We start from the raw sequence: 21,746 nt of genomic DNA, 5'->3' as shown, positions 1-21,746 counted from the left end.
GCGTCGTCTCAGCCGTCGTGGCCGGGGTGGAAGCAGCAGCCGACGAGCGCCCCCGACCCCATGCTCACCACCCCCACCTGGGCGTCCACCGTCCCCCGCACGATGCACCCGGCGTAGCCGTCCCCGCCGACCGCCCGTGGGTCGGCGACGAACGCCCCCCAGTTCAGGTAGACGTCCTGGTAGCCGTCGCCACCGACGACCGGGAACGGCTCGGGCACCGGCCGCACCCGCTGTTGCAGCACCCAGGGCCCGTCCACCGCCTCGGCCAGCCGCGCCGCCCACTCGGCGGCGCCGACCCGCCACCCCGGCACGATCCCGGCGCCGCCGTGCAGGTTGACCGGCTTGAGGACGAGGTCCTCCCGGTGCGCCGTCGCGTACCCGACGAGGTCCACCGGCGTGCCCCCGGGGTCGGTCGTCCGCTCCCGCACGTACCGGGTCCAGGGCAGCAGCCGGCGCAGGCACGCCCGCTCCCGGTCGGTGAACAGGTGGGCGTGACGGTCGTCGGAGAGCATCGCCAGCGCGCCCTTGTTGCCGTACATCTCGGCGTCCACCCGGGAGAAGAGCACGACCGTCCCCCGTGACACGGCGGACATCACCGGCTCCAGCAGGGCGAGGTCCTGCGGGGTACGGATCTCCTCCACCAGGAAGAACCGGTAGACCAGGTCCAGCACCCGGCCGTGCACGGTCAACCGGCCGTCCTTCTCCTCGATCTCGCCCACGTGACAGGGGACGGCGTCGACGTCGAACTCGTCGAACAGCCCGGCCATCACCCCCAGCCGGGGCGCGTACGACCGGTAGCTCTCCGGCCAGTCGGCCAGCGCGATCACCGGCCGCCGCCCGCTCACCCGGTCACCGAGGTCGTACCGCATGGTCTCGACGATCGTCCGGAACGTGTCGTGGTACGCCAACCCGCGCCGGGCGACGTACCCGGCCAGCGCCGGGTGGCGCAGCATCGCCCGGTTGATGTCGGCGTTCTCGAACCCGCCCAGCGCCGAGGTGATGTTCAGCTCCAGCAGCTTGAACCCGTCCGCCGCCCGGTACAGGTCGGAGCGGGCCAGCACGGTCAGCGGGCCGGTGGGGGCCCGCCGGACCAGGTCGACCTGCGGCCCGGTGAGCCCGAGTGCCCGCCCGAAGGCGGCCCGGTCGCCGTCGAACAGGCGCTGCGGCAGCTCGGTGAGCAGCTGGTGGGTCAGCAGCAGGTCCGCGCCGAGCCGGGCGCTCTCGCCCGGCTCCAGGAACACCGGGCACGGCAGGAACCGCCCCCGGTAGGCCACCGCCAGCCGCGCCGAGTCGACCGCGTGCGCGGTCAACCCGGCCGGGTCCACGCCCAGCCGGTCGAGGTGTTCGAGGTACCCGACGGCGAGGTCGCGGCCCGCCGGGGCGGTGGCGTGGGTTGCCATGGGTCGAGGTCTCCCGTCGCTCGGTCAGCGGGGTACGGCGCCGGGGTCGGCGGCGTCGAGGAACCGGTGCAGCACGGCCAGGCAGTGCGCCAGCGCGTCCCGGCCGACCACCTCGTGCGGGGTGTGCGCCAGCTCGGGGTCGCCCGGCCCGAAGTTCACCGCGGGGATGCCGTGCGCGGCGAACCGCCCCACGTCGGTCCAGCCGAGCTTGGGGCGTACCGCCAGGGCGTTGTCGCGGTGCAGCGCCCCGAGCAGCGGGTGGTCGAGCGCCGGCGCGGCCGGCGGGGAGGTGAGCAGCACGTGTACCTCGTCCGCCTCCGGGGCCAGGGCGGTCAGCTCCTCGATCGCGTCCGGCGTGGCCAGGTGGGGCGCGTGCCGGTAGTTGACCCGCACGGCGCACCGGTCCGGTACGACGTTGCCCTGCACCCCGCCGGTGACCGCGACCACCGACGCGGACTGCCGGTAGACCAGGCCGTCGACCTCGACCGGCGGCGGGTCGAAGGCGGCGAACCGGGCCAGGGCCGGGGTCGCCCGGTGCACGGCGTTGCGCCCGCGCCACGGCCGCGCGGTGTGCGCCCGTGCCCCGGTGAAGACGAACTCGACGACCAGGTTGCCCTGGCAGCCGGCCTCCAGCCGGCCGTCGGTCGGCTCCAGCAGGACGGCGGCGTCGGCCGCCACCAGTTCGCGGTGCTCGGCGAAGAGCCACCGCATCCCGCTCTGGTGGGAGCCGATCTCCTCCCGGTCGTAGAAGGCGAAGGTGAGGTCGTGGGCCGGGTCGCGGAGGAAATCGGCGAGCACCAGCATCACCGCGACGCCCCCCTTCATGTCGACCGCGCCGGGGCCCTCGACCACGTCGCCGTGCGCCGGTGACCCGGGCGGGACGCCGGGCACGGTGTCGAGGTGACCGGCGAGCATGATCCGGGCGGGCCGCCCGTGACCGGTCCGGGCCACGACGTTGTTGCCCACCCGGCTCACCCGCAGGTGCGGGGCGCGGGCGACGAGCCGGGCCTCGACCAGGTCGGCCAGGCCGGCCTCGTCCCGGCTCACCGAGCCGACCGCGACCAGCGCCGCCGTCAGGTCGAAGACCGACTCGGCGGTCAGCACCGAGGCTCCGCTCACCCCGTCACCTCCGTCTCCAGGGCCCGGGTGATCCAGCGCCGCCGGGCGCCGACCAGCATCCGCAGCATGATCAGCAGCATCAGCGCGGCGCCGAAGCCGTACACCGCCGGTGGGCCGTAGCGGTGCGAGACCACCCCGGCCGCCGCCGCGCCCAGCGGGATGGCCCCCCAGGCGACGAGCCGGTAGACGCTGTTGACCCGCCCCTGCAACCCGTCGGGGATGAGGGTTTGCCGCAGGGCGACCACCACCACGTCCCAGGTGACCGAGCCGCAGGCGGCGACGAAGAACGCGACGACCGCCACCGGCCAGGACGGCACCAGCCAGAGCAGCAGGCTGGCCACCACGTGCGCCCCCGCCACGGCCACCAGGGCGTGGTCCCGGCCGACCCGGCGGACCAGGGCGGGCGCCACCGGGGCGGCGAGCACCGCGCCGACCGCCTCGGCCGCCAGCAGCATGCCGTACCCGAGGTCGCTGAGCCCGAGACTGCGGTGGGCGTACACCACCAGGACGGCCATCGCGCCGGCCGCGACGAAGTTCAGCGCCCCGGCCATCAGGGCGAGGTTGCGCAGCAGGTGGTGCCGCCACAGCCAGCGTGCCCCGGTGGTCATGTCGGCGAGCAGCCGCCGGGTCACCCCCGACCCGCCCGGCGGGGCCGCGACGGGCCGTGGCCGGCCGGCCACCCGCAACCGGGTCAGCAGCACCGCCGAGACCAGGAACGTCACCGCGTCCACGCCGAACGGCAGGACCGGGGCCAGCGCGAACAGCCCGGCACCGGCCAGGGGGCCGACGAACTGGGTGGTGGCGCTCTGGGTGGCCACCAACCGGCCGTTGGCGTGCATCAGCCCGTCCCGCGTGACGAGCGCGGGCACCAGCGCCTGCGAGGCGTTGCGGTAGTACGTCTCCCCGGTGCCGATGACGAACAGGCACAGGTAGAGCACGCCGAGGTGGGCCCGGTCGAGCAGGAGGGTCACCGCGAACCCGGCCATCGCGCCGAACCGGACGACGTCGATGACCGCCATCGCGCGACGGCGGTCGAACCGGTCCACCAGGACGCCCGCCGGGATGCCGAAGACGACGTACGGCAGGGTCAGGGCCATGGTCACGCCCGCGATCAGCCGGGGGTCGTCGGTGAGCGTGCTCGCCATCAGCGGGGCGGCGGCCAGCGACATCCCGTCGCCGATGCCGGAGCAGGCGGTGGCCGTCCAGAACCTGCCGAACTCGCGCCCCAGCCGGGGCCGCTCGGCGACCGCCGCCGGGTCGGCGGCGCGCTGCCCGGCGCTCAGCACCGGGTCACCGTCCCGGTCACCCCGACGCCGCGCCCGCGTCCCCCGATGCCGGTCACGTCGGGCTGCCGGCGATGATCCGCCGTGCCACCTCGTGGTAGCCGTGGGTGGCTCGGGCGGCGCGCAGCGGCGTGCCGGCGCGGACGTCCGCGAGCACCCGCTCCTCCATCGCCGCGACGCGCGTCACCGTCGCCGCGACCTCGTCCACCAGGCCCACGGGTACGACGACCACCCCGCTGCCGTCGGCAGTGACCAGGTCCCCGGGGTGGACGGTGAGCTGGTCACCGTCGGCGCCGACGCGGACCGGCTGCTGCACGGCGGCCATCCGCACCCGGTTCTTGCCGGAGCGCATGAACGCGCCCCGCGCCCACATCGAGTAGCCCAGCGCGCGGATGCCGTCCACGTCGCGGCAGTACCCGTCGACGACCGTGCCGGCGAGCTGCCGGGCCAGCGCGACCTCGGCGAGGATGTCGCCCCACACGGTGCAGTGCCGGCCCTCGTTGGCGAGGACGACCACCGACCCCGGCGGGACGTCGTCGACGAAGTCCGCCGCCGGAGCGCGTACCCCGTCGGCGACCGGCTCGAACCGGACGGTGAAGGCGGGGCCGACGACCGTGCCGGTGCCGGACAGGCGCTGGACGCCCCACAGGCCGCCGGAGACGCCGGCCAGGTCGAGCGCGTCGCTGACCGCGGCCGTACCGTGGCCGGCCAGGACCGTGCCGGCGTCGCTCACCGGAACCCACCCGCGACGACGTGTACCGCCAACTTCTGGCCTCCCTGAAAAATGTTGATCTTCGAGTTCCGGCTGGCCTTCGCGCCGAAGCCGGCGACGTGGCCGCCCAGCAGGTAGGTGTCCAGGCTGATCGGCAGGGCGGTGACCCGTTCCGCGCCGGGCACGACCACCGGATAGCTGGTCGGCGCGACCCGCCGCTGCACGAGGTGCCCGTCCCGCACCCCCTCGGCCACCGCCGCGCGCCACCGGCCCGGCGGGCAGTCGTGGCCGATGGTCACCCCGTCGCCCCGGATGTCGTAGGGCTGCTTGAGCACGAAGTCGCGGGGGTCGGCGAGCAACCGGTCGACCAGCGGGGTCCCGCCGTCGTCCACCGCGTCGGGGGTCAGCTTGCGCGACCACGGCAGCAGCGCGTCGACCAGCGCCCGCTGCTGCGGGGTGAACAGGTCGGCGAAGCCGGGCTCCTGGACGAGGGCCAGGGTCAGCTTGTTCTCCGCCACGTACCGGGCCCCGAACGGGTTGACGTGCACCAGCGCGGTGTCCCGGACCGCCCGCTCCCACCGCGTCACGAAGTCGGGATCGGCGCAGTACGCCATCCAGGAGACCGTGTTGACCTTGTTCCAGCAGAGGTCGGCCGGGCGGGCACCGAACCGGGTCCGCCCGCCGACCACCTCGACGGTCCGGGGATCGGCGAGGAAGGCGTCCACCCCGACCGCCCGCATCCGGTCGACCAGTTCCACGCTCTCCCGGTTGGCCGCGCCCGTGGGCTGCAGCACGGCGATCCGCGCCGGGTCGGCGCACCGGCCGGGCTCGCGGGCCGCCGCCGCCCGCGCCGCCGCGCGCAGACCGTCGAGGAAGCGGTCCTCACCGGTGTAGGTCAGGTCGGCGAGCCGGCCCGCCCCGTGGTGCAGCCGCCGGACCACCGCCGCGACGGTCTCGTTGATCCGGGCGGTGAAGAGGGTGCCGGCCGGCGAGTCGGCATTGTTCTCCAGCACCCGCAGCCGCTCGCTGCCCGCCTCCAGGTAGCCGTCGAGCCGGCACACCCACGGCGCGTCACCGAGCGCCCGGTCGGCGGCGACCAGCCGCTCGGCGGCCGGCCCCAGCCGGAAGAAGTCCCGCACCCGGGCCTGCTCCCGCCACCGCGCCACCACCGTGCCGAGCAGGTCCACGTACCGGGCGAGCAGCGGTCGCAGCAGGGCGGCCCGGTCCTGCCGGACCAGCACCGGCACCGGCGACAGGGGGAAGTCCCGGTTGCGGAACACCGGGCCGTGGGCCAGCGCCTCGCCGACCGCCTGCTCGGTCTCCGTCACCCGGGACACCGTGGCGTGGGTCAGCAGCAGGGCGGCCGGCCAGTCGATCAGCCCGGCGACGCTCACCCCGCCCTCCCGCAGGCGGCGGCCCAGTCCACGGCGGTGGCCGGCGCGCGCCCCCGGACCTGGTCGAAGTAGGCGTCCACCAGGTCGGTGGTGACCGGGCAGACGGGCCAGCCGGACAGCTCCACGCCCGCCACCGAGCGCACCGGGCCGAACTCCAGCCCCGTGCCGCAGAGCACCACCTCGTCGGCGGCGACGAGCCGTTCCTCGGTGACCGGCTCCTCGACCGCGTCGATCCCCAGCGCCCGCGCGGTGGCCAGCACCCAGGCCCGGGTCACCCCCGGCAGCACGTGGTCGGCCAGCCGGGGGGTGACCAGCCGGCCATCCTCGACCAGGAACACGGTGGCGGTCGGGGCCTCGCTGATCAGCCCCTCGGCGGTCCGCAGCACGCACGAGTCGAAACCCGCCCGCCGCGCCTCGGCCAGCGCGAGACGCGGGCCCGCGTACGCCGAGACGTTCTTCGCCGCGCTGGGGAACACCGCCTCCGCCGGCCGCTGCCAGGCGCTCACGCCCAGCCGGATGCCCTCGCCCCGGGCCAGCCAGCGTTTGCGCCCGGCCGGGGTGACGGTGACGGTCAGCGCGGTCTCGGCCTCGTCGTCGATGTCCCCGACGTTCGCCGCGCTGACCGCGACCCGCACGTAGCCGTCCGCGTCGATCGCCTGCGCCGCCACCAGGTCGTCGATGATCGCCGGGACCTGGTCGCCGCAGCTCTCGTCCAGCCCCATCAGGCGGCAGGAGTTGCGCAGCCGGTCCAGGTGCGGGGCCAGCAGCCACGGCACGACCCCACCGGAGTCCTGCTGGTAGAGCCGGATCCCCTCGAACACCGAGATGCCGTACCGCAGGGCGATGCTCCCCATCGGCAGGGTCGCCTGCGCCCGGGGCACCAGCGCGCCCCGGTGGTACGCCAGCGGCCAGGCGGCGGCCCGGCCGTCGACCACCGGCGCCCTCACGCGGGGTGGCGGAACACGGGCTCCGCAGGGTCGTACGACGTCGAGAGGATCATGTCGAAGTGCCGGTGCCGCAGCTCCAGCGCGGTGGCCAGCGCGGTGATGGCGTTCTCCCGCAGCTCTGGCGTGTCGCAGTAGCGGCGCAGCAGCTCGCGGGCCGCCGCGGCGTGCTCGTCCTCCAGTTCGCTGACCGCGTCGTCGCCCGCGTCCGCCGAGGCGTGGTGGACGAAGAACTCGTAGCCGGAGGCGGGCAGCCGGTAGACGTCCCGCATCACGGTGAGCATGCTCTTGCCGTCGTCGTTGACGATCGGGGGCTGCCCCTCCATCAGCAGCAGCACCGAGGCGACGCCCTCGGTGACGTGCGTGGCGCCGTTGCAGACCCGGACGTTGTGCTCGATGACGGCGGTGGTCTCCGGGGCCAGCGGCGCGTTCGCCAGCTCCTCGGCGGTCACCCCGACCGCCGCCCCGAAGGCGGCGAAGGTGTCCAGGTGCCGGCCGGAGCCCGACAACCGGCCGGTCTCCTCCTCGTAGATGTTCTCCACCAGCAGCACCCGCAGCCGGTAGTCCTCGATCCGGGCGGCGATGCCGAGGATGTTGCGGGTCCAGAAGCTCTTGATCGGCCACCGGTGCAGGACGAAGTTGCGCAGCAGCCGCTCCGTCGCCTTGCCGGCGAGGATCGTCTGGTACAGCTCGCTGGTCATCTTCTTGCGCTCGCCGATCATCCGGTCGAGTTCGGCCACGAATTCGCTCACCGGGTTCTCCCCTCCTCCTGAGCTGGCCACCCGGACCCGGCCGGGCGCACGACGCCGCACGCCGCCCGGCTCCGGACAGCGGTCATCGATGGGACAAGGTCAACAGGGCCGCGTCGTACCCGTTCTCGGCGACCAGGTCGTCGAACTCGGCCGCGCCGTCGAGGTTGAGGTCGAGCAGGCCGGTGAGGACCGCCTTGGTGGTGCCGTCGGCGAGCATCCGCAACTGCGTGGCCAGCGTCGTCTGGTCGGCGGCGATGGGGTCGAGCCGCAGGTCCGCACCGTGCCGGACGATCAGATGGGCGACGACGACCTCCAGCCGCAGGTTCCCGCCGCCCTTGCCGATGCCCGCGATCGAGGCGTCCACCGCGGTGGCGCCCGCCGCCATCGCCGCCTTGGTGTTGATGAACGCCAGCCCGAGGTTGTCGTGCGGGTGGAAGCCGACCGGCACCGGGCAGGCCGCCGTGGCCGCGCCGACCTGCGCGGCGACCGTCTCCGGATCGAGGCTGCCGTTGGAGTCGGCGAGGTACACCAGGTGCGCGCCCGCCTCGACGCAGGCGGCGATCACGGCCGCGATCTCGTCCTGTTTGCGCTCGCTGACCCGGGTCAGGTTGGTCGCCACGGCGAGCCCGGTGGCGCGGGCCGCCTCGACGTAGGGGGCCGCCGTGGCGACCGCGCCGCCCGGCACCAGCACCCGCACCATCGACACCCCGCAGCCGGGCAACTCGGCGATCCGGGACACCGGCACCTCACCCGGTCGGACCATCACGGTGAGCTGTGGACGGTCGGCCACGGCGGCGAGCGCGTCGAGGTAGCCGGGGGGACAACTGGCGCTGGGCCGGTGCGGCTGGTGGGCCTCCCGCAGGTAGCCCACCTCGACGTACGGGACGCCGGCCGCACCGACGGCCCGGACGATCGCCTCGGCCTCCCGCGTGGTCCAGCTGTGTCCGTTGACGTAGCCGCCGTCGCGCAAGGTGACGTCCAGCAAAGTGATGTCGCATTTCGATTCCACCACGTGGCCCCGGCATCCTTGTTGATGGTTGTGGCCCAATGCAACGGGAGAGGGAATTCCGGAGATCAGGAATGCTCGCAGATCAGGATGGACCTCGACCAAGGTCGATGCAAGTGTGTTCCACGTCACTAACTTATTGACGATTGCTGATCAATTTGACCAATTTCGGCGTTCCGTTGTCCCGGTGCCCGCCGGTGAATCGACCCGCCTACGAAACATTTGCACAACCGTGGAAACAAACAGCCCGCCCGCGCCAGCGGACCGGCGACCGGGCGGCCGGTCCGGCGACCGCCGGGGCGAGGGGAGCGCGGCCCCGGTCCGCGTCAGCGGCCCGGCTGACGGTGGTCTCGAAGATCCCGGACGCCGACGATCTGGCCGCCGCTGCGCTCGCCGGTCGGCCGGAAACCCAGCTTCAGGTAGAACTCCTCGGGCCCGCCGGCGCGGGGTTCCCAGGTGACGTACGCCCGGGGGCAAGTGGCCCGACGATCGCGCGATGGCAGCTCGGCCGGGAGCTGCACCGGCTCCGCGAAGCAGCAGGCGTTTCACACAAGGAGATCGCGGCAGAGCTGGGCTGCTCGGAATCCAAGGTCTACAAGATCGAGTCCGGCGACGTCGGCGTCAGCCCGAGCCGACGTGATCGTGATGCTGACGCGGTACGGAGTTGACGACGACCACATCCGGCAGACCACGCTGGACCTCCAGCGGCAAGGCAAGGAGCGCGGCTGGTGGGCGAAGTTCGGTCAGCTTCCGAACCCGTACAGCGTGTACATCGGGCTGGAGTCCGCTGCGACGGCGGTGCGGAACTTCGGGCTGGCCGCCGTCCCAGGCCTGCTCCAGACCGAGCGGTACGCCCGCGCCATCTTCGATCAGCAACGGATGACAGAGGCGGCAGCCGAGCGGGAGAAGCGATTCCAGGTACGCATGGCGCGACGGGCGTGCCTCACCGAGGAGCCACTGCTCAACCTCTGGACGATCATTGACGAGAGCGCACTTCACCGTGAGGTGGGCGGGCGCGAGGTGTTACGGGAGCAACTCCTCCACCTGGTCGAGATGAGCAAGCGCGACAACATCGACATCCAGGTCTTGCCCTACGGCGAGGGAGCCCACCCGGGGATGCTCGGCTCGGTCGCCATCCTGGAGTTCCCGGAGGACGTGCACACCCCGGTCGCCTACGTCGAGAGCTTCGCCGGTGACGTGTATCTAGAACGGGCGGAGGACATGCGGCGGGTTACCCTGGCGTACACACACCTGCACAGCTCGGCCCTCAGCTCAACGAAGTCTCGTCAACTGATCACCGAGGTGGCCAGGAGCCTGGCGTTTGCCTCGACTTCGACTTCCCTCGCCGGAGCCGGGCACTTTCGCTATCCAGGGACGGAGCCGGCATAGATGCAGCAGAACAGCACGTCAGACCGCTACCTGACCCCCGACGGTGGCGATGTGTGGGCCAACGAAGCAGCCTCGACAGGTCAGCAGGGTACCCAGCGCATCACTGCAGCCGAAGAGATTCCCGCGCCGTCAGAGGTCGCCGACGCCCTGGGTCTGACGCCGAACGAGCCTGTCGTGCTCCGGCGGCGCGTGATGCTGCTGGATGGTCATGCCGTCGAGCTGACCGACTCCTACTACCCGAGCGGCATCGCCGCCGGCACACCGCTGGCCGACCGCGCCAAGATCCCCGGCGGCTCCGTCACCCTGCTCGCCAACCTCGGTTACACCCCCGACCGGGCGGTGGACGACATCACCGCGCGCCTGCCCACCCCCGAGGAGCAACATGAACTGCACATCTCCGAGCGGGACCCGGTGATCGTGCTCACCCGGCTCACGGTCGACGCGGCCGGCACCCCGTTCGAGTACAGCGTCATGACCATGACGGCCGCCGGCCGGCACCTCCGCTACCAGACCAGGGCGTGACCATGCCCGACCCGGCACGGACCCGCGTTCCCGTCACCAGCAGATCGCCGCCGACCTGCGGGCGATGATCCTGTCCAAGGACCTGCCGCCGGGCAGCAAACTGCCGAGCACCGCGCAGCTACAGCAGGAGTACGGCGTCCCCAACCAGACCGTGCAGAACGCCGTCGCCGTCCTCAAGCGCGAGGGCTACGCCGAGAGCGCGCCGGGCAAGGGCGTGTTCGTCCGTGAACGACCGCAGCACGTCGTCACGCCAGCCGCCTTCATCACCCCTGCGCCGGCCGGGCAGCCGTACCCCTGGCTCAGCGAGGCCGAACGGCGCGGGCTCACCGGATCGGTCGACCTGTTGCACGTCGCCGAGGTGGTCCCACCCGCTCAGGTACGACTCGCGTTCGGCCTCGGGGACGGCGACGTGGCGGTGCTGCGCAAGCAACTCATGCGACTCGACGACGAGCCGGCCGAGCTGGTGCACTCCTACTATCCGGTCGACATCGCGCGCGGGACCGCGCTCGCCGAGAAGCGGCGCATCAAGGGCGGCACGCCGCGCGCCCTCACCGACCTGGGGATCACGCCCCACGAGTTCGTCGACCAGCTCTCGACGCGCCCGCCGACCCCCGAGGAGTTCACCACCCTGGAGCTACCGCCGGACATCTCGATCATGCGGACGTTCCGGGTCGTCTACGCCGACGGCCGCCCGATCGAGGCAACCGTGATGGTGAAGGCCGGGCACATGTACGAGGTGCAGTACCACCACGTCGTGAACCCGACCTCCGGGTAGCCCTACCGCAGGCACCCGTCGTGGGCGCAAAGACCTTGGAAGAATTCGGCCCCCGGAGGGGCCGTTTCCTTCCAAGGTCTACTCAGGATCGTCGTCAGTCCACCTGTCAGCCCGGCCGGACGCAGGGATCGGTGATCGTGTACGACGGGCTCTGGGCGCTTCGGCCGTCGGTGGCGGTCGCCCGTACGGTCCAGGTCACGGTTGAGGCGCGGAGCCGCCCCACGGTGGCCCGCGCGGACGAGCCGTCCACCGTCATGGCCTGGCTCGACGGGGCGCCGCCGGCCGGCGTCCAGCGCACCTGCGCGTCGCCGATCGCGGCGCTGCCGGTGGCCTGCACGACCAGGCTGTACGTCTCCGCGCCACAGCGGACGTGCGCCCTCGCCGTCACCGTGAACGCTGCGGCGAGCTGCGGCGTGGCGGTCGGCCGGGGCGCGGTCGGTCGGGGCGTGCCCGGCCGCGTGGTCGGTACGGCCGTCGGGCGCGGTTCGGCGGCTGGACCGTCGCCGTCCGGTCGGGGACCGGGCGGGACCGGTGCGGCGTCGCTCGGCACGGTGCCGGGCGGGGGACCGGGGACGGCGGGCGTGCCGCTGGCGTCGGTCGGGCCGGGTGCCGGCTCCGTCCGGTCCATGGGCCCGGCAGCCGGCCCGGTCTCCGGCGGGGTCGCCGATCGGGCCACCGGCTCGCCGGCCGGTGTGCCGGACGTCGCCGGCACCTGCTCGGCGGTCGGCCGACCGGGCCCGATCGCCCAGGTGCCGGCCAGGGCGAGGAGCACCAGCAGGCCGGCGGTTGCGGCCACCCGCCGTCGTCGCCGGTCGCCTCTCGTCGCCGGCCCCGTCGTGGTAGCCGCCGCCGTCGCGCGCACCGGCCGGGGCGCGCGACGGTCCGTCGGGCCGTCTGTCGTGACGGCCGCGACGGACCTGTCGTCCGTCCCCGCTGCCACCGCTGCGGCGTTCCCGGCTCCGTGCGCTTCGACGGTCCCGCCGCCCTGCGCTGCGGGACCACCTTCCGCCCCGCCTCCTGGCCCGGCGGTCGCTCCGTCCTCCGGGCCCGGGGGGCCGTCTCCCGGGTGGTCGTTCAGTTCGGCGGCCTGGCCGTCCTTCGATTCGGCGGTCGGTCCGGAGGGGGCCGTGCCGTCGGGCGGGCCGACCGGCTCGGCAGAGGAGGACGGTGCGGTCGCCGCCTCTGCCGGCGGCTCGATCCCGGTTCGTCCACCGGTCGGGCCGGCGACCGGATCGGCGGCCAGCGGATCGACCGTGTCCCGGCCGTCCGGCACCGGACCGGCGGCGTCCGGCACGGGACCGGCGGCGTCCGGCACGGGACCGGCGGCGTCCGGCACCGGGTCGACGGCCGCGTCGGTGCCGGCCAGGCGCGGCCACACCGACTCGGCGACGACCAGGAACCCCGGTGCGGTGTACGCGGAGAGCAGGGCCGCCGGGCTGAGCTGGTCGCGGCGGAGCAGCCCGCAGACGGCGCAACCGTCGATGTGCCGGGAGACCCGCTTGCGCAGGAGCGGGGTGAGCCGGCCCTGCCAGCCGTCCAGCAGGTCGGCCAGGATCGGGCAGTCCCGGCCCTCGCTGCGGGCCACGAGCAGCGCGCCGAGCGCCCGTTCGAGCTGGGCGCGGGCCCGGGACAGCCGGGCGTGCGCGTGGTTGGCGGGAACCCCGAGGGCCGCCCCGATCTCGGCGGACGACAGGTCGTGGCGGATCGCCAGGTGGACCACCTCGCGGTCGCCGGGGTTGAGGGCGTCCGCCGCCGCGTGCACGAGGGCGCGGACCTGCTCGGCGTTGACACCGCTGGCCGGGTCGGCGGTCTCGGCCACCGGTTCGTCGGCCTCCTCCAGCGGCGCGGCGCGGGCCCGTTCCCGCAGGTGCCGCAGGCACTCGCTGCGCACGATGGCGTACAGCCAGGGCCGGAGCCGGTCGGGGTCCCGAAGCTGGTCGATGCGCTGGGAGGCGGTGAGGAACGCGTCGTGGACGGCGTCGGCGGCGGCCTCCGGCTCGCGCACCATCACCCGGGCGTACGTGTACAGCCGGTCGGCGTACCGCCGGTACATGCCCTCCAGACCGACGCGGTCGCCCCGACGGACCGCCTCGACGAGCGCCCTGTTGTCCTGTGCCGCCGTACCCATCCCTGACTCCCACCGATCGTCGACCGTCCTCAGTAAAGCGAAGAAAAATTTCTCCGAGAACTTTCTGTTGGCATGCCGACCCGGCCGCGCTCCTACGGGTGTCAACGCACCAGCGACCCGGAGGACAGACCCATGACACCGACCCGTTCCGCCCCCCGACCGGTCACCGGCCGGCGCCGCTTCCTGATCGTCGCCGTGGCGGCGGCGCTCGCCGGCGGACTCGTCCCGCCCAGCGGGGCGGACGCCGCCGCGCCGGCCCCCACCGCCCCGACCGCGAGCGCCAGCCCGATGCCGGGCAGCACCAGCCCGACGCCCGGGGGCACCAGCCCGACGCCGGGCAGCACCAGTACCCAGCCGTTGACCGTCCGGGTCGATCCGGGGCTGGCCGCGCCGAGGCTGCCGATCGACCCCGTCGGCCGGCTCGGCACCGACCGGCAGGTCGGTGTGGTGGCCGGGCCCGACGGCAGGCCGGCCGGCCTGGTGCTCGACGAGGTGATGGTGCGGGTGAGCGACCCCACCGAACTGGACGCCTTCCTGGCCCGCTGGGGCGGCCAGGTGCTCGACTCGTTCCCGCCGGACCGGCAGGGACAGGACCACCTGGTCCGGGTGGACGCCGCCCGCGCCGACCCGGCCGGGCTGGTCGCCGACCTGCTCGCCGCCGAGCCGCACCAGTCCGGCGCGTACCGGGTCGGCGACGAGCGGGCGCTGCGGCTGCTCGCGCTGGCCGCCGCCGAGTGGCGGGCCGGCACCGAACTGGTCCTCGACTGGCTGGTGGAGCCGGCCGGCATCGCCGACGGTGAGGTGTTCGAGGCGCCCGACATCGCGACGAACGTCTTCGACTGGTCGTTCATGCGGGCCGGTGGCGCGATGGACACCGGCGTCGCACCGGCGTGGCAACTGCTCCAGTCCAAGGGCAAGCTGACCAAGCAGATCAAGTACCTGGTGCAGGACGGCGGGTTCCAGCACAACCCCGACTTCCCGAACTCCGTGTCGCTGCACGCGGCGGAGTGGGGCGAGGCCAACGTCAACGACTGCACCAACGGCACGCCCTGCCCGTGGCACGCCACCAACGTGGTGCTCGCCGGGATGGGCCGGGTCGACAACGGCTACGGTACCGCCGGGCCGGCCGGACCGGTCGTCGACGAACTGGTCGCGGTGCGCAACGGCATCGACTACTGGACGGTGCTGCGGCGGCTGGAGAAGGCCGCCGAGCAGACCCGCCCGGACGTGGTCAACCTCAGCTTCACCCGCGACGTGAACATCGGCACGAAGCACGCCCGCACCTGGACCGACCGGCGGATGAAGCACGTACGGGACACCGGGGCGCTGATCGTCGCGTCCGCCGGCAACTACGCCCAGAACGTCGACACCGGCACGCTCTGGGTGCCCTGCGAGAGCACCCACGTGATGTGCGTGGGTGGGATGCGGTCGAACGCCATGCTCGCGGCTGACTCGAGCTTCGGCACCAGCGACGTCCCCACCTCGGTGGAGATCTACGGCCCGATGTGCGTGCGGGGCCTCGTCCACGCCGGCAACCCGGCGGACGGCACGACGACGCCGGACTCCTGCGGCACCAGTGTCGCCGCGCCGTTCGTCGGCGGAGTCGCCGCGCTGGTGATGGCCGCCGACCCGGACCTGACCGCCAGCCAGGTCCGCGACCTGCTCAACGACACCGCCCACGTCGGTGGGCTCGGCGCGACGGTGACCGGCAGCCAACGCCGGATCGACGCCCTGGCGGCGGTCGCCGCCGCGCTGGGCGTCAAGGTCGGCAAGCCGACGGTGACCATCAGTACGCCGAAGACCGGGCAGAAGGTCGGGGTCGGCCAGTCCGTGGACCTGTGGGGCACCGCGACCGACTTCCTCGGCAAGGAGATCCCGCTGACCTGGACCAGCAGCCGCGACGGGGTGGTGGCCACCGGGTCGCAGACGTTCGTGCCGGCGCTGTCGGCCGGTACCCACGTCATCACGGCCAGCGCCACCGACAGCCTCGGCCGGACCGGCTCGGCAGCGGTCACCGTCACGGTCGTCGACGGCCCGACCACGGCGGCCATCATCTCGCCGCCGGCCGGGCTGGCCCTCCCCGCCGGACAGTCCGTCGGCCTGCTCGGCACCTCCCACGACCCGGACACCTTCGGCCCGGTACCCGACGCGGAGGCCTCCTGGACGGTCCGGCGGGGCAACACGGTGGTCCTCCAGAAGACCCACCACCAGGCGCTCCTGCCGGCGGCCACGGTCACCCCGGGGACCTACACGGTGACGTTCACGGCGGGCGGCACCAGCGTGCAGCGCGCCTTCACCGTCACCTCGGTGCCGGCCGGGCAGTCCCGCCCGACCGCCACGATCACCAAGCCGACGTCGGCGCTGACGGTGACGACGATCGGGTCGGAGGTGTCGGTCGCGCTCGCCGGCTCCGGCACCGACGCCGAGGACGGGGCGATCTCCGGTACCCGGTACCGGTGGACCGCCCACGGCGACGGCGGCGCCAAGAAGGTGCTCTGCCAGGGCAGCGCGGTGCCCACCGGCGGCCCGATCGGCGACGTGGTCATCCCGAAGAGCTGCGCGTCCTTCACCGCGCAGCTGGACACGCTGGACAGCGGCAACGCCACCACCACGTGGTCGGTGTGGCTGGAGGTCTTCGACTCTACCGGCCTGGTCGGCACGGACTCGGTACCGGTGCTGATCCAGCACCTCACGCCCTGACCCACCGTCACCCGTGGTCCCGCGCCGGTTCGCCGGCGCGGGACCACGGCCGTCGTGGGGACCACGACAGTGCGGAACCACGGCGTCGTCGGGGCGCTCGCGCGTCGGCCGCCACCGCGCGCCCCGGGGCCGGTCAGCCGGGGCAGGGGTGGCGGGTCCGCGGTGCGGGGGTGCCGGTCACCCCTCGTCGGGGACGCGGAGGGCGAGCAGCGCCACGTCGTCCTCGTGGTCGGTGGCGGGCACGGCGGCGAGGACGCCGTCGACCAGGTCGTCCAGGGGGGCCGTGGCGTGCCCGGCCAGCACCCGGCGCAGCCGGACGGTCATCTCGTCCGGTGACCGGTCGCGGCGTTCGAGCAGCCCGTCGGTGTGCAGCAGCAGCGTCGCGCCCGGCGGCAGGACCGTGCTCCGGGTGGTGCGGTGGGTGAGCCGCGTGACGCCGAGCAGCGGGTCGCGGCCGGTGAGGGGGTGTACGCCACCGTCGGGCGCCACGACCAGCGGCGCCGGATGCCCGGCGTTGGACCAGCTCACCGTGACCGGCTCGCCGTCGCCGTGGGTCAGGTGCGCGACGAGCGCGGTGGCGATGGTGCGGGCCCCGAGGGCGAAGTTGGCCTGGTCGAGGCGGCGCAGCAACGCCGACGGCGGCTCGTGCCGGTCGATCAGGTAGCCGCGCAGCATCGAGCGGAGCTGGGACATCTGGGCCGCCGCGTGCAGGTCGTGCCCGGTGACGTCGCCGATGACCAGGCTCAGCGCCCCCGCACCGGTCACCACGACGTCGTACCAGTCACCGCCCACCTGGTCGAGGCTCTGCGCGGGCTGGTACCGGGTGGTGATCTCCAGGCGTTCGACGGTGGGCAGCGGGGTGAGCATCGCCCGTTGCAGCGTCGCGGCGGCCTGCACCCGATCGGTGAGGTGCCGGGCGCGCTGCATCGCCTGGCTGACGTAGCCGGCGACGCTGACGATCACCGCCTGCTCCTCGACGTCCGCCGGGCGGGGCTGCTCCCAGGCGATGTTCAACGTCCCGATGATCCCGGCGAAGCCGAACAGGGGTGCGACGACCAGCGCCTGCCAACCCGCCGCCTCCGCCGTGTCCCGCAGCGTCGGGTACGCCGCCAACAACTCCGCGCGGTCCGTGCAGAACAGCAGCCGGCGCTCGCGCAGCACGTCCGCGAGGGGTCCCGGCGCGTCGGCGGGGAAGCGCGCCCACGCGGACACCGCCGCCGGCAGGCCCTCGGCCCCGAACACCGTGACCCCGCCGTTGTCGTCCCGCAGCGCGACGCTGACGTGCACCGCCGTGAACTCGCCGACGACCAGGTGCTGCACCGCCGCGATGACGTCGGGCACGGTGACCGTACGGGTGAAGTCCTGACTCGCCGCGAGCAGCAACTGGCTGCGCCGCAACGCCGCGTTCACCCGCGCCGAGAACGTCCGCGCCACCGCCTGCGCCTGCCGCTGGCCCGTCCGCGCCTCCTCGGCCCGCGCCGAGGCGACCCGTGCCCCCAACAGCACCGAGCAGGTCGACGCCAGCTCCGTCAACAACGCCAACTCCGGGTCGCTCCACTCGCGTGGCCGGTCGTCGATCGCGCACAGGGACCCCAGCACGTGGCCCGTCTCGTCGGTCAACGGCATGCCGGCGTAGGCGACGACGCGCAGGTCCTCGATCGCCGGGCTGTCGCAGACCCGCGCGTCGGTCCGGGCGTCCGACACGACCAGCGGCTGCCCGGTGCGGACCACCCGCTGGCAGAAGGAGTGCGTCAGGGGCGTCGTGCGGCCCTGCTGCCACGGCGCGGCCAACCCCACGGCGCCGGGGAAGAACTGCCGGACGTCGTCGACCAGGGACACCAGCGCCACCGGCACCGCGAGCACCCGGGCGACGAGTCCGACGAACCGGTCCAGGACCGCGTCCGGCACCGCGTCCAGCCCGGTCGCGCGTACCGCCGCCACCCGGGCCGGCTCGTTCGCGTCCCCCGCACCGACCGCCACGCCCTGCACTCGCACCCACCTCACCGCACCCGCCGGGCATGCCCCCGCGGGCGCCGGTCGACCGCCCCCGCCCGGGGCGGCGGCCATTCGTCGTGGCCTGCCCGCAGTCTAGAAGGCACCCCGAACCGTCGACGCGGCCCCGACCCACCCGTGGCCGTCACCCACGGTACGTCCCGGGCCGCCGGGACCAGGTGCGGCCCCGCCTCGGCCCACCCGCCACGACGGTCGCGCCGGCCGGCGCGCGAGCTGTCGGCCGGCCGGCGGAGCCCGTCGTCACCCCGGTCGCGCCGGCCCGCCCGGGCCCACGCGCACGACGGGCCCGGACCCCGTCGGTCCGGACCCGTCGCGGGTACCCCCGGTCAGCCGATCCGCTCGACCACCGCCCGCCGGACCACGAACCGGCCCGGCTCCCGGACCTGCTCGAACGCCGCGTCGTTGAGCAGGACGCAGCTCCCGGACGGGCTGGTCACGGTGACCGTGACGCTCTTGCCGTTGTCCAGGTTCGTGACCTTGAGCCTGGTACCGACCGGGAAGGTCCCGCTGGACGCGGCCGGGCCGGCGGCCTCGTTGAACAGGGTGACCGTCGAGCCCCGGCAGACCACCTCGCCCGCCCCGGTCCCGCCGTCACCCGTCCCGCCGCCGGTCGCCCCGGTCCCGCCCGGCGCGGTGGTACCGGCGTCGGCCGGTGGGGCGGCGGGCCGGTCGGGGGCCTCGGCCCGGACGTCGGCGGTGCAGCCGGCGGCGGCCCGGCGTTGCTGGAGGAGGTCGACCACGGCCTGCCGGTTGGCGATCCGGTCGGCGGAGAGCGCATCCGGGCTGGCCTGCTGGCCGGCGATGAAGGTGAGGTTGTTGCGCAACGCGGTGTCCAGGCCGGCGCAGCTCTCGCCCGCGTTGCCCAGCCCGGTGCCGACGGCCACCGCGCCGCCGACCAGGGCCGCCGCGGCCACGCCCAGGACCACCGTCCGGGCCCGGCCGCCTCTCCCGCCTCGCCTGTTCATGCACCGCTCCCTCACTCGTCCGCTGCCCGGTTGCAGCCACCGGGAGGTACGGGGACGGCCGCCGGGCGGATCGGCGCGGGCGGGGCGATCTTCACGTCGACGCAGGATCGGGCCCGGGAAAGCGGTCTCCGACCGCAGCGGGTCACCGTGCCCCGACGGACCGCAGCGCGCGCTGGCGGCGCGGGTGCGCGGGGTCGACGCACGGTGACCGTCAGGGGCCGGTCAGCCGCCGACGTAGGCCGCGAGGTGCTCGCCGGTGAGGGTGGAGCGGGCGGCGACGAGGTCGGCGGGAGTGCCCTCGAAGACGATCCGGCCACCGTCGTGACCGGCGCCGGGACCGAGGTCGATGATCCAGTCGGCGTGCGCCATGACCGCCTGGTGGTGCTCGATGACGATGACCGACTTGCCGGCGTCGACGAGCCGGTCGAGCAGGCCGAGCAGGTGCTCGACGTCGGCGAGGTGCAGACCGGTGGTCGGCTCGTCGAGGACGTAGACGCCGCCCTTGTCACCCATGTGGGTGGCCAGCTTGAGCCGCTGCCGCTCGCCGCCGGAGAGCGTGGTGAGCGGCTGGCCGAGGGTGAGGTAGCCGAGCCCGACGTCGGCGAGCCGGGTGAGGACGGCGTGCGCCGCCGGGGTGCGTGCCTCGCCGGCACCGAAGAACTCCTCGGCCTCGGTCACCGACATCGCCAGCACCTCGCTGATGTCCCGGCCACCGAGGTGGTGCTCCAGCACCGCGGCCTGGAACCGCTTGCCCCCGCACACCTCGCAGACGGTGGCGACGCTGGCCATCACCCCCAGGTCGGTGTAGATGACCCCGGCGCCGTTGCAGTTGGGGCAGGCGCCCTCCGAGTTGGCGCTGAACAGCGCCGGCTTCACGCCGTTGGCCTTCGCGAACGCCTTGCGGATCGGGTCGAGCAGACCGGTGTACGTCGCCGGGTTGCTGCGCCGCGAGCCGCGGATCGCGCCCTGGTCGATCGAGACCACCCCCGCCCCGGCGGGGATCGAGGAGTGCACGAGTGAGCTCTTGCCGGAGCCGGCGACGCCGGTGACCACGGTCAGCACCCCGAGCGGGATGTCGACGTCGACGTCACGCAGGTTGTGCGCGGTCGCGCCACGGATCTCCAGGGTGCCGGTGGGGGTGCGGACCTTCTCCTTGAGCGTGGCCCGGTCGTCGAGGTGCCGGCCGGTGGGGGTGCCGCTGGCCCGCAGCCCCTCGACGGTGCCCTCGAAGCAGATGGTGCCGCCCGCCGTACCGGCGCCGGGGCCGAGGTCGACCACGTGGTCGGCGATCGCGATGGTCTCCGGCTTGTGCTCCACCACCAGTACCGTGTTGCCCTTGTCCCGTAGCCGCAGCAGCAGGTCGTTCATCCGGGCGATGTCGTGCGGGTGCAGGCCCGCGGTGGGCTCGTCGAAGACGTACGTGACGTCGGTGAGCGAGGAGCCGAGGTGGCGGATCATCTTGACCCGCTGCGCCTCCCCGCCGGAGAGCGTGCCCGACGGCCGGTCGAGCGAGAGGTAGCCCAGCCCGATCTCCACGAACGAGTCGAGGGTCCGGCCCAGCGTGGTGAGCAGCGGCGTCACCGACGGCTCGTCCAGGTCGCGGATCCATGCGGCGAGGTCGCTGATCTGCATCGCGCAGGTGTCGGCGATGCTGAGCCCCCGGATCTTCGACGACCGGGCCCCCGCGTTGAGCCGGGTGCCGCCGCAGTCGGGGCAGGTGGTGAAGACGACCGCCCGGTCCACGAACGCGCGGACGTGCGGCTGCATCGCCTCGCGGTCCTTGGACAGGAAGGACTTCTGGATCTTCGGGATCAGGCCCTCGTACGTCAGGTTGACGTTGTCGACCTTGATCTTGGTCGGCTTCTTGTACAGGAGGTCGTCCAGCTCCCGCTTGGTGAACTCGCGGATGGGCTTGTCCGGGTCGAAGAAGCCGCAGCCGCTGAAGATGCGGCCGTACCAGCCCTCGACGCTGTAACCGGGGACGGTGAGCGCGCCCTCGTTGAGCGACTTGCTGTCGTCGTACAGCGCGGCCAGGTCGAAGTCGCTCACCCGGCCCATGCCCTCGCAGCGCGGGCACATGCCGCCGGTGATGGAGAAGCTCCGCCGTTCCTTCGTCGTGCTGCCGCCGCGCTCGATGGTGACCGCGCCGGCACCGCTGATCGAGGCGACGTTGAAGGAGAACGCCTGGGGCGAGCCGATGTGCGGCTGCCCGAGCCGGCTGAACAGGATGCGCAGCATCGCGTTGGCGTCGGTGGCGGTGCCGACCGTGGACCGGGCGTTGGCGCCCATCCGCTCCTGGTCGACGATGATCACGGTGGTCAGCCCGTCCAGGACGTCGACCTCCGGTCGGGCCAGGTTCGGCATGAAGCCCTGCAGGAAGGCGCTGTACGTCTCGTTGATCATCCGCTGTGACTCGGCGGCGATCGTGCCGAACACCAGCGAACTCTTGCCCGAGCCGGAGACCCCGGTGAAGACCGTCAACCGGCGCTTCGGGATCTCGACGCTGACGTCCTTGAGGTTGTTCTCCCGCGCGCCCTGCACCCGGATCAGGTCGTGACTGTCGGCGGCGTGCGGCTCAGCGGACCGGGTGGTCCTCGGGGCCCTGCTCATCGTTGCTCCACATGGTTTGGGGGCCGTCGGCGCG

At 73.8% G+C, this 21,746-nt stretch carries 17 protein-coding genes; 5 read left to right on the top strand and 12 right to left on the bottom strand.

The genetic code is table 11. The annotated features are described in order from the left end of the window. Window positions 1-8 precede the first annotated feature (8 nt). The 8 genes from AWW66_RS08900 to AWW66_RS08865 all read right to left on the bottom strand — a co-directional run bounded on the left by AWW66_RS08900 (window position 9) and on the right by AWW66_RS08865 (window position 8,616). Entirely contained in the window at window positions 9-1,400 is a 1,392-nt protein-coding gene (locus AWW66_RS08900) for a hypothetical protein (protein WP_067362538.1), read from the bottom strand. Window positions 1,401-1,424: 24 nt separating this feature from the next. After that, window positions 1,425-2,519: a succinyl-diaminopimelate desuccinylase gene (gene dapE / locus AWW66_RS08895; protein ID WP_067362535.1), complete on the bottom strand. Its 1,095-nt coding sequence runs from the start codon at window positions 2,517-2,519 to the stop codon at window positions 1,425-1,427. Beyond that, on the bottom strand, window positions 2,516-3,805 hold the full coding sequence (locus AWW66_RS08890) for an MFS transporter (protein ID WP_245648054.1): 1,290 nt from the start codon (window positions 3,803-3,805) through the stop codon (window positions 2,516-2,518). Before AWW66_RS08890 ends, dapE begins: the two co-directional genes overlap by 4 nt. Before the next feature lie 52 nt (window positions 3,806-3,857). Beyond that, on the bottom strand, window positions 3,858-4,535 hold the full coding sequence (locus tag AWW66_RS08885; protein ID WP_067362532.1) for an RraA family protein: 678 nt from the start codon (window positions 4,533-4,535) through the stop codon (window positions 3,858-3,860). Further along, window positions 4,532-5,908, bottom strand: coding sequence for a hypothetical protein (locus AWW66_RS08880; RefSeq protein ID WP_067362529.1), 1,377 nt, complete (start codon window positions 5,906-5,908; stop codon window positions 4,532-4,534). Before AWW66_RS08880 ends, AWW66_RS08885 begins: the two co-directional genes overlap by 4 nt. Then, window positions 5,905-6,855 carry an aminotransferase class IV gene (locus tag AWW66_RS08875; RefSeq protein ID WP_157527285.1) on the bottom strand — a complete coding sequence of 317 codons (951 nt, stop codon included), beginning with the start codon at window positions 6,853-6,855 and terminating at the stop codon, window positions 5,905-5,907. Before AWW66_RS08875 ends, AWW66_RS08880 begins: the two co-directional genes overlap by 4 nt. After that, on the bottom strand, window positions 6,852-7,604 hold the full coding sequence (locus AWW66_RS08870) for an iron-containing redox enzyme family protein (protein WP_067362526.1): 753 nt from the start codon (window positions 7,602-7,604) through the stop codon (window positions 6,852-6,854). The genes AWW66_RS08875 and AWW66_RS08870 overlap by 4 nt, the downstream gene beginning before the upstream one ends. Before the next feature lie 82 nt (window positions 7,605-7,686). After that, window positions 7,687-8,616, bottom strand: coding sequence for a beta/alpha barrel domain-containing protein (locus tag AWW66_RS08865; protein ID WP_169807079.1), 930 nt, complete (start codon window positions 8,614-8,616; stop codon window positions 7,687-7,689). A gap of 140 nt (window positions 8,617-8,756) precedes the next feature. Here AWW66_RS08865 and AWW66_RS36375 point away from each other — a divergent pair, with 140 nt between their 5' ends. The 4 genes from AWW66_RS36375 to AWW66_RS08845 are packed head-to-tail and all read left to right on the top strand — an operon-like array spanning window position 8,757 to window position 11,296. Further along, a complete protein-coding gene (locus AWW66_RS36375) occupies window positions 8,757-9,278 on the top strand; it encodes a helix-turn-helix domain-containing protein (protein ID WP_083978335.1) in 522 nt (173 codons plus the stop codon). Further along, a complete protein-coding gene (locus AWW66_RS08855) occupies window positions 9,256-9,999 on the top strand; it encodes a DUF5753 domain-containing protein (protein WP_245648062.1) in 744 nt (247 codons plus the stop codon). The genes AWW66_RS36375 and AWW66_RS08855 overlap by 23 nt, the downstream gene beginning before the upstream one ends. After that, window positions 10,000-10,521, top strand: coding sequence for a GntR family transcriptional regulator (locus AWW66_RS08850; protein ID WP_067362514.1), 522 nt, complete (start codon window positions 10,000-10,002; stop codon window positions 10,519-10,521). Window positions 10,522-10,564: 43 nt separating this feature from the next. Further along, window positions 10,565-11,296 carry a GntR family transcriptional regulator gene (locus AWW66_RS08845; protein ID WP_067362511.1) on the top strand — a complete coding sequence of 244 codons (732 nt, stop codon included), beginning with the start codon at window positions 10,565-10,567 and terminating at the stop codon, window positions 11,294-11,296. A gap of 106 nt (window positions 11,297-11,402) precedes the next feature. Here the strand turns inward: AWW66_RS08845 and AWW66_RS08840 are convergent, their stop codons facing one another. Beyond that, window positions 11,403-13,424 carry an RNA polymerase sigma factor gene (locus tag AWW66_RS08840; protein WP_067362508.1) on the bottom strand — a complete coding sequence of 674 codons (2,022 nt, stop codon included), beginning with the start codon at window positions 13,422-13,424 and terminating at the stop codon, window positions 11,403-11,405. Window positions 13,425-13,556: 132 nt separating this feature from the next. On the opposite strand from AWW66_RS08840, the gene AWW66_RS35925 reads away from it, so the two are divergent. After that, entirely contained in the window at window positions 13,557-16,124 is a 2,568-nt protein-coding gene (locus AWW66_RS35925) for a S8/S53 family peptidase (protein WP_157527283.1), read from the top strand. A 177-nt stretch (window positions 16,125-16,301) separates the two neighbouring features. Here the strand turns inward: AWW66_RS35925 and AWW66_RS08825 are convergent, their stop codons facing one another. The 3 genes from AWW66_RS08825 to AWW66_RS08815 all read right to left on the bottom strand — a co-directional run bounded on the left by AWW66_RS08825 (window position 16,302) and on the right by AWW66_RS08815 (window position 21,712). Beyond that, on the bottom strand, window positions 16,302-18,119 hold the full coding sequence (locus AWW66_RS08825) for a SpoIIE family protein phosphatase (protein WP_169807078.1): 1,818 nt from the start codon (window positions 18,117-18,119) through the stop codon (window positions 16,302-16,304). 344 nt (window positions 18,120-18,463) lie between these two features. Then, window positions 18,464-19,102 (bottom strand): RlpA-like double-psi beta-barrel domain-containing protein, encoded by a 639-nt coding sequence (locus tag AWW66_RS08820; RefSeq protein WP_067362502.1) that lies wholly within the window; start codon window positions 19,100-19,102, stop codon window positions 18,464-18,466. Between the two features lie 222 nt (window positions 19,103-19,324). Continuing rightward, on the bottom strand, window positions 19,325-21,712 hold the full coding sequence (locus AWW66_RS08815; RefSeq protein ID WP_067362499.1) for an ATP-binding cassette domain-containing protein: 2,388 nt from the start codon (window positions 21,710-21,712) through the stop codon (window positions 19,325-19,327). Between the last annotated feature and the right edge of the window lie 34 nt (window positions 21,713-21,746).

It is taken from the genome of Micromonospora rosaria (genome assembly GCF_001567585.1).
Classification (GTDB): Bacteria; Actinomycetota; Actinomycetes; order Mycobacteriales; family Micromonosporaceae; genus Micromonospora; species Micromonospora rosaria.
This window is presented reverse-complemented; position numbering and strand designations above follow the sequence as displayed.

What these genes read in the sequence shown, in the direction of transcription:
- AWW66_RS08900 (WP_067362538.1), bottom strand. Translation starts at nt 1,400, where the DNA reads ATGGCAACCCACGCCACCGCCCCGGCGGGCCGCGACCTCGCCGTCGGG.
- AWW66_RS08855 (WP_245648062.1), top strand. Translation starts at nt 9,256, where the DNA reads ATGCTGACGCGGTACGGAGTTGACGACGACCACATCCGGCAGACCACG.
- AWW66_RS08850 (WP_067362514.1), top strand. Translation starts at nt 10,000, where the DNA reads ATGCAGCAGAACAGCACGTCAGACCGCTACCTGACCCCCGACGGTGGC.
- AWW66_RS08840 (WP_067362508.1), bottom strand. Translation starts at nt 13,424, where the DNA reads ATGGGTACGGCGGCACAGGACAACAGGGCGCTCGTCGAGGCGGTCCGT.
- AWW66_RS35925 (WP_157527283.1), top strand. Translation starts at nt 13,557, where the DNA reads ATGACACCGACCCGTTCCGCCCCCCGACCGGTCACCGGCCGGCGCCGC.
- AWW66_RS08820 (WP_067362502.1), bottom strand. Translation starts at nt 19,102, where the DNA reads ATGAACAGGCGAGGCGGGAGAGGCGGCCGGGCCCGGACGGTGGTCCTG.
- AWW66_RS08815 (WP_067362499.1), bottom strand. Translation starts at nt 21,712, where the DNA reads ATGAGCAGGGCCCCGAGGACCACCCGGTCCGCTGAGCCGCACGCCGCC.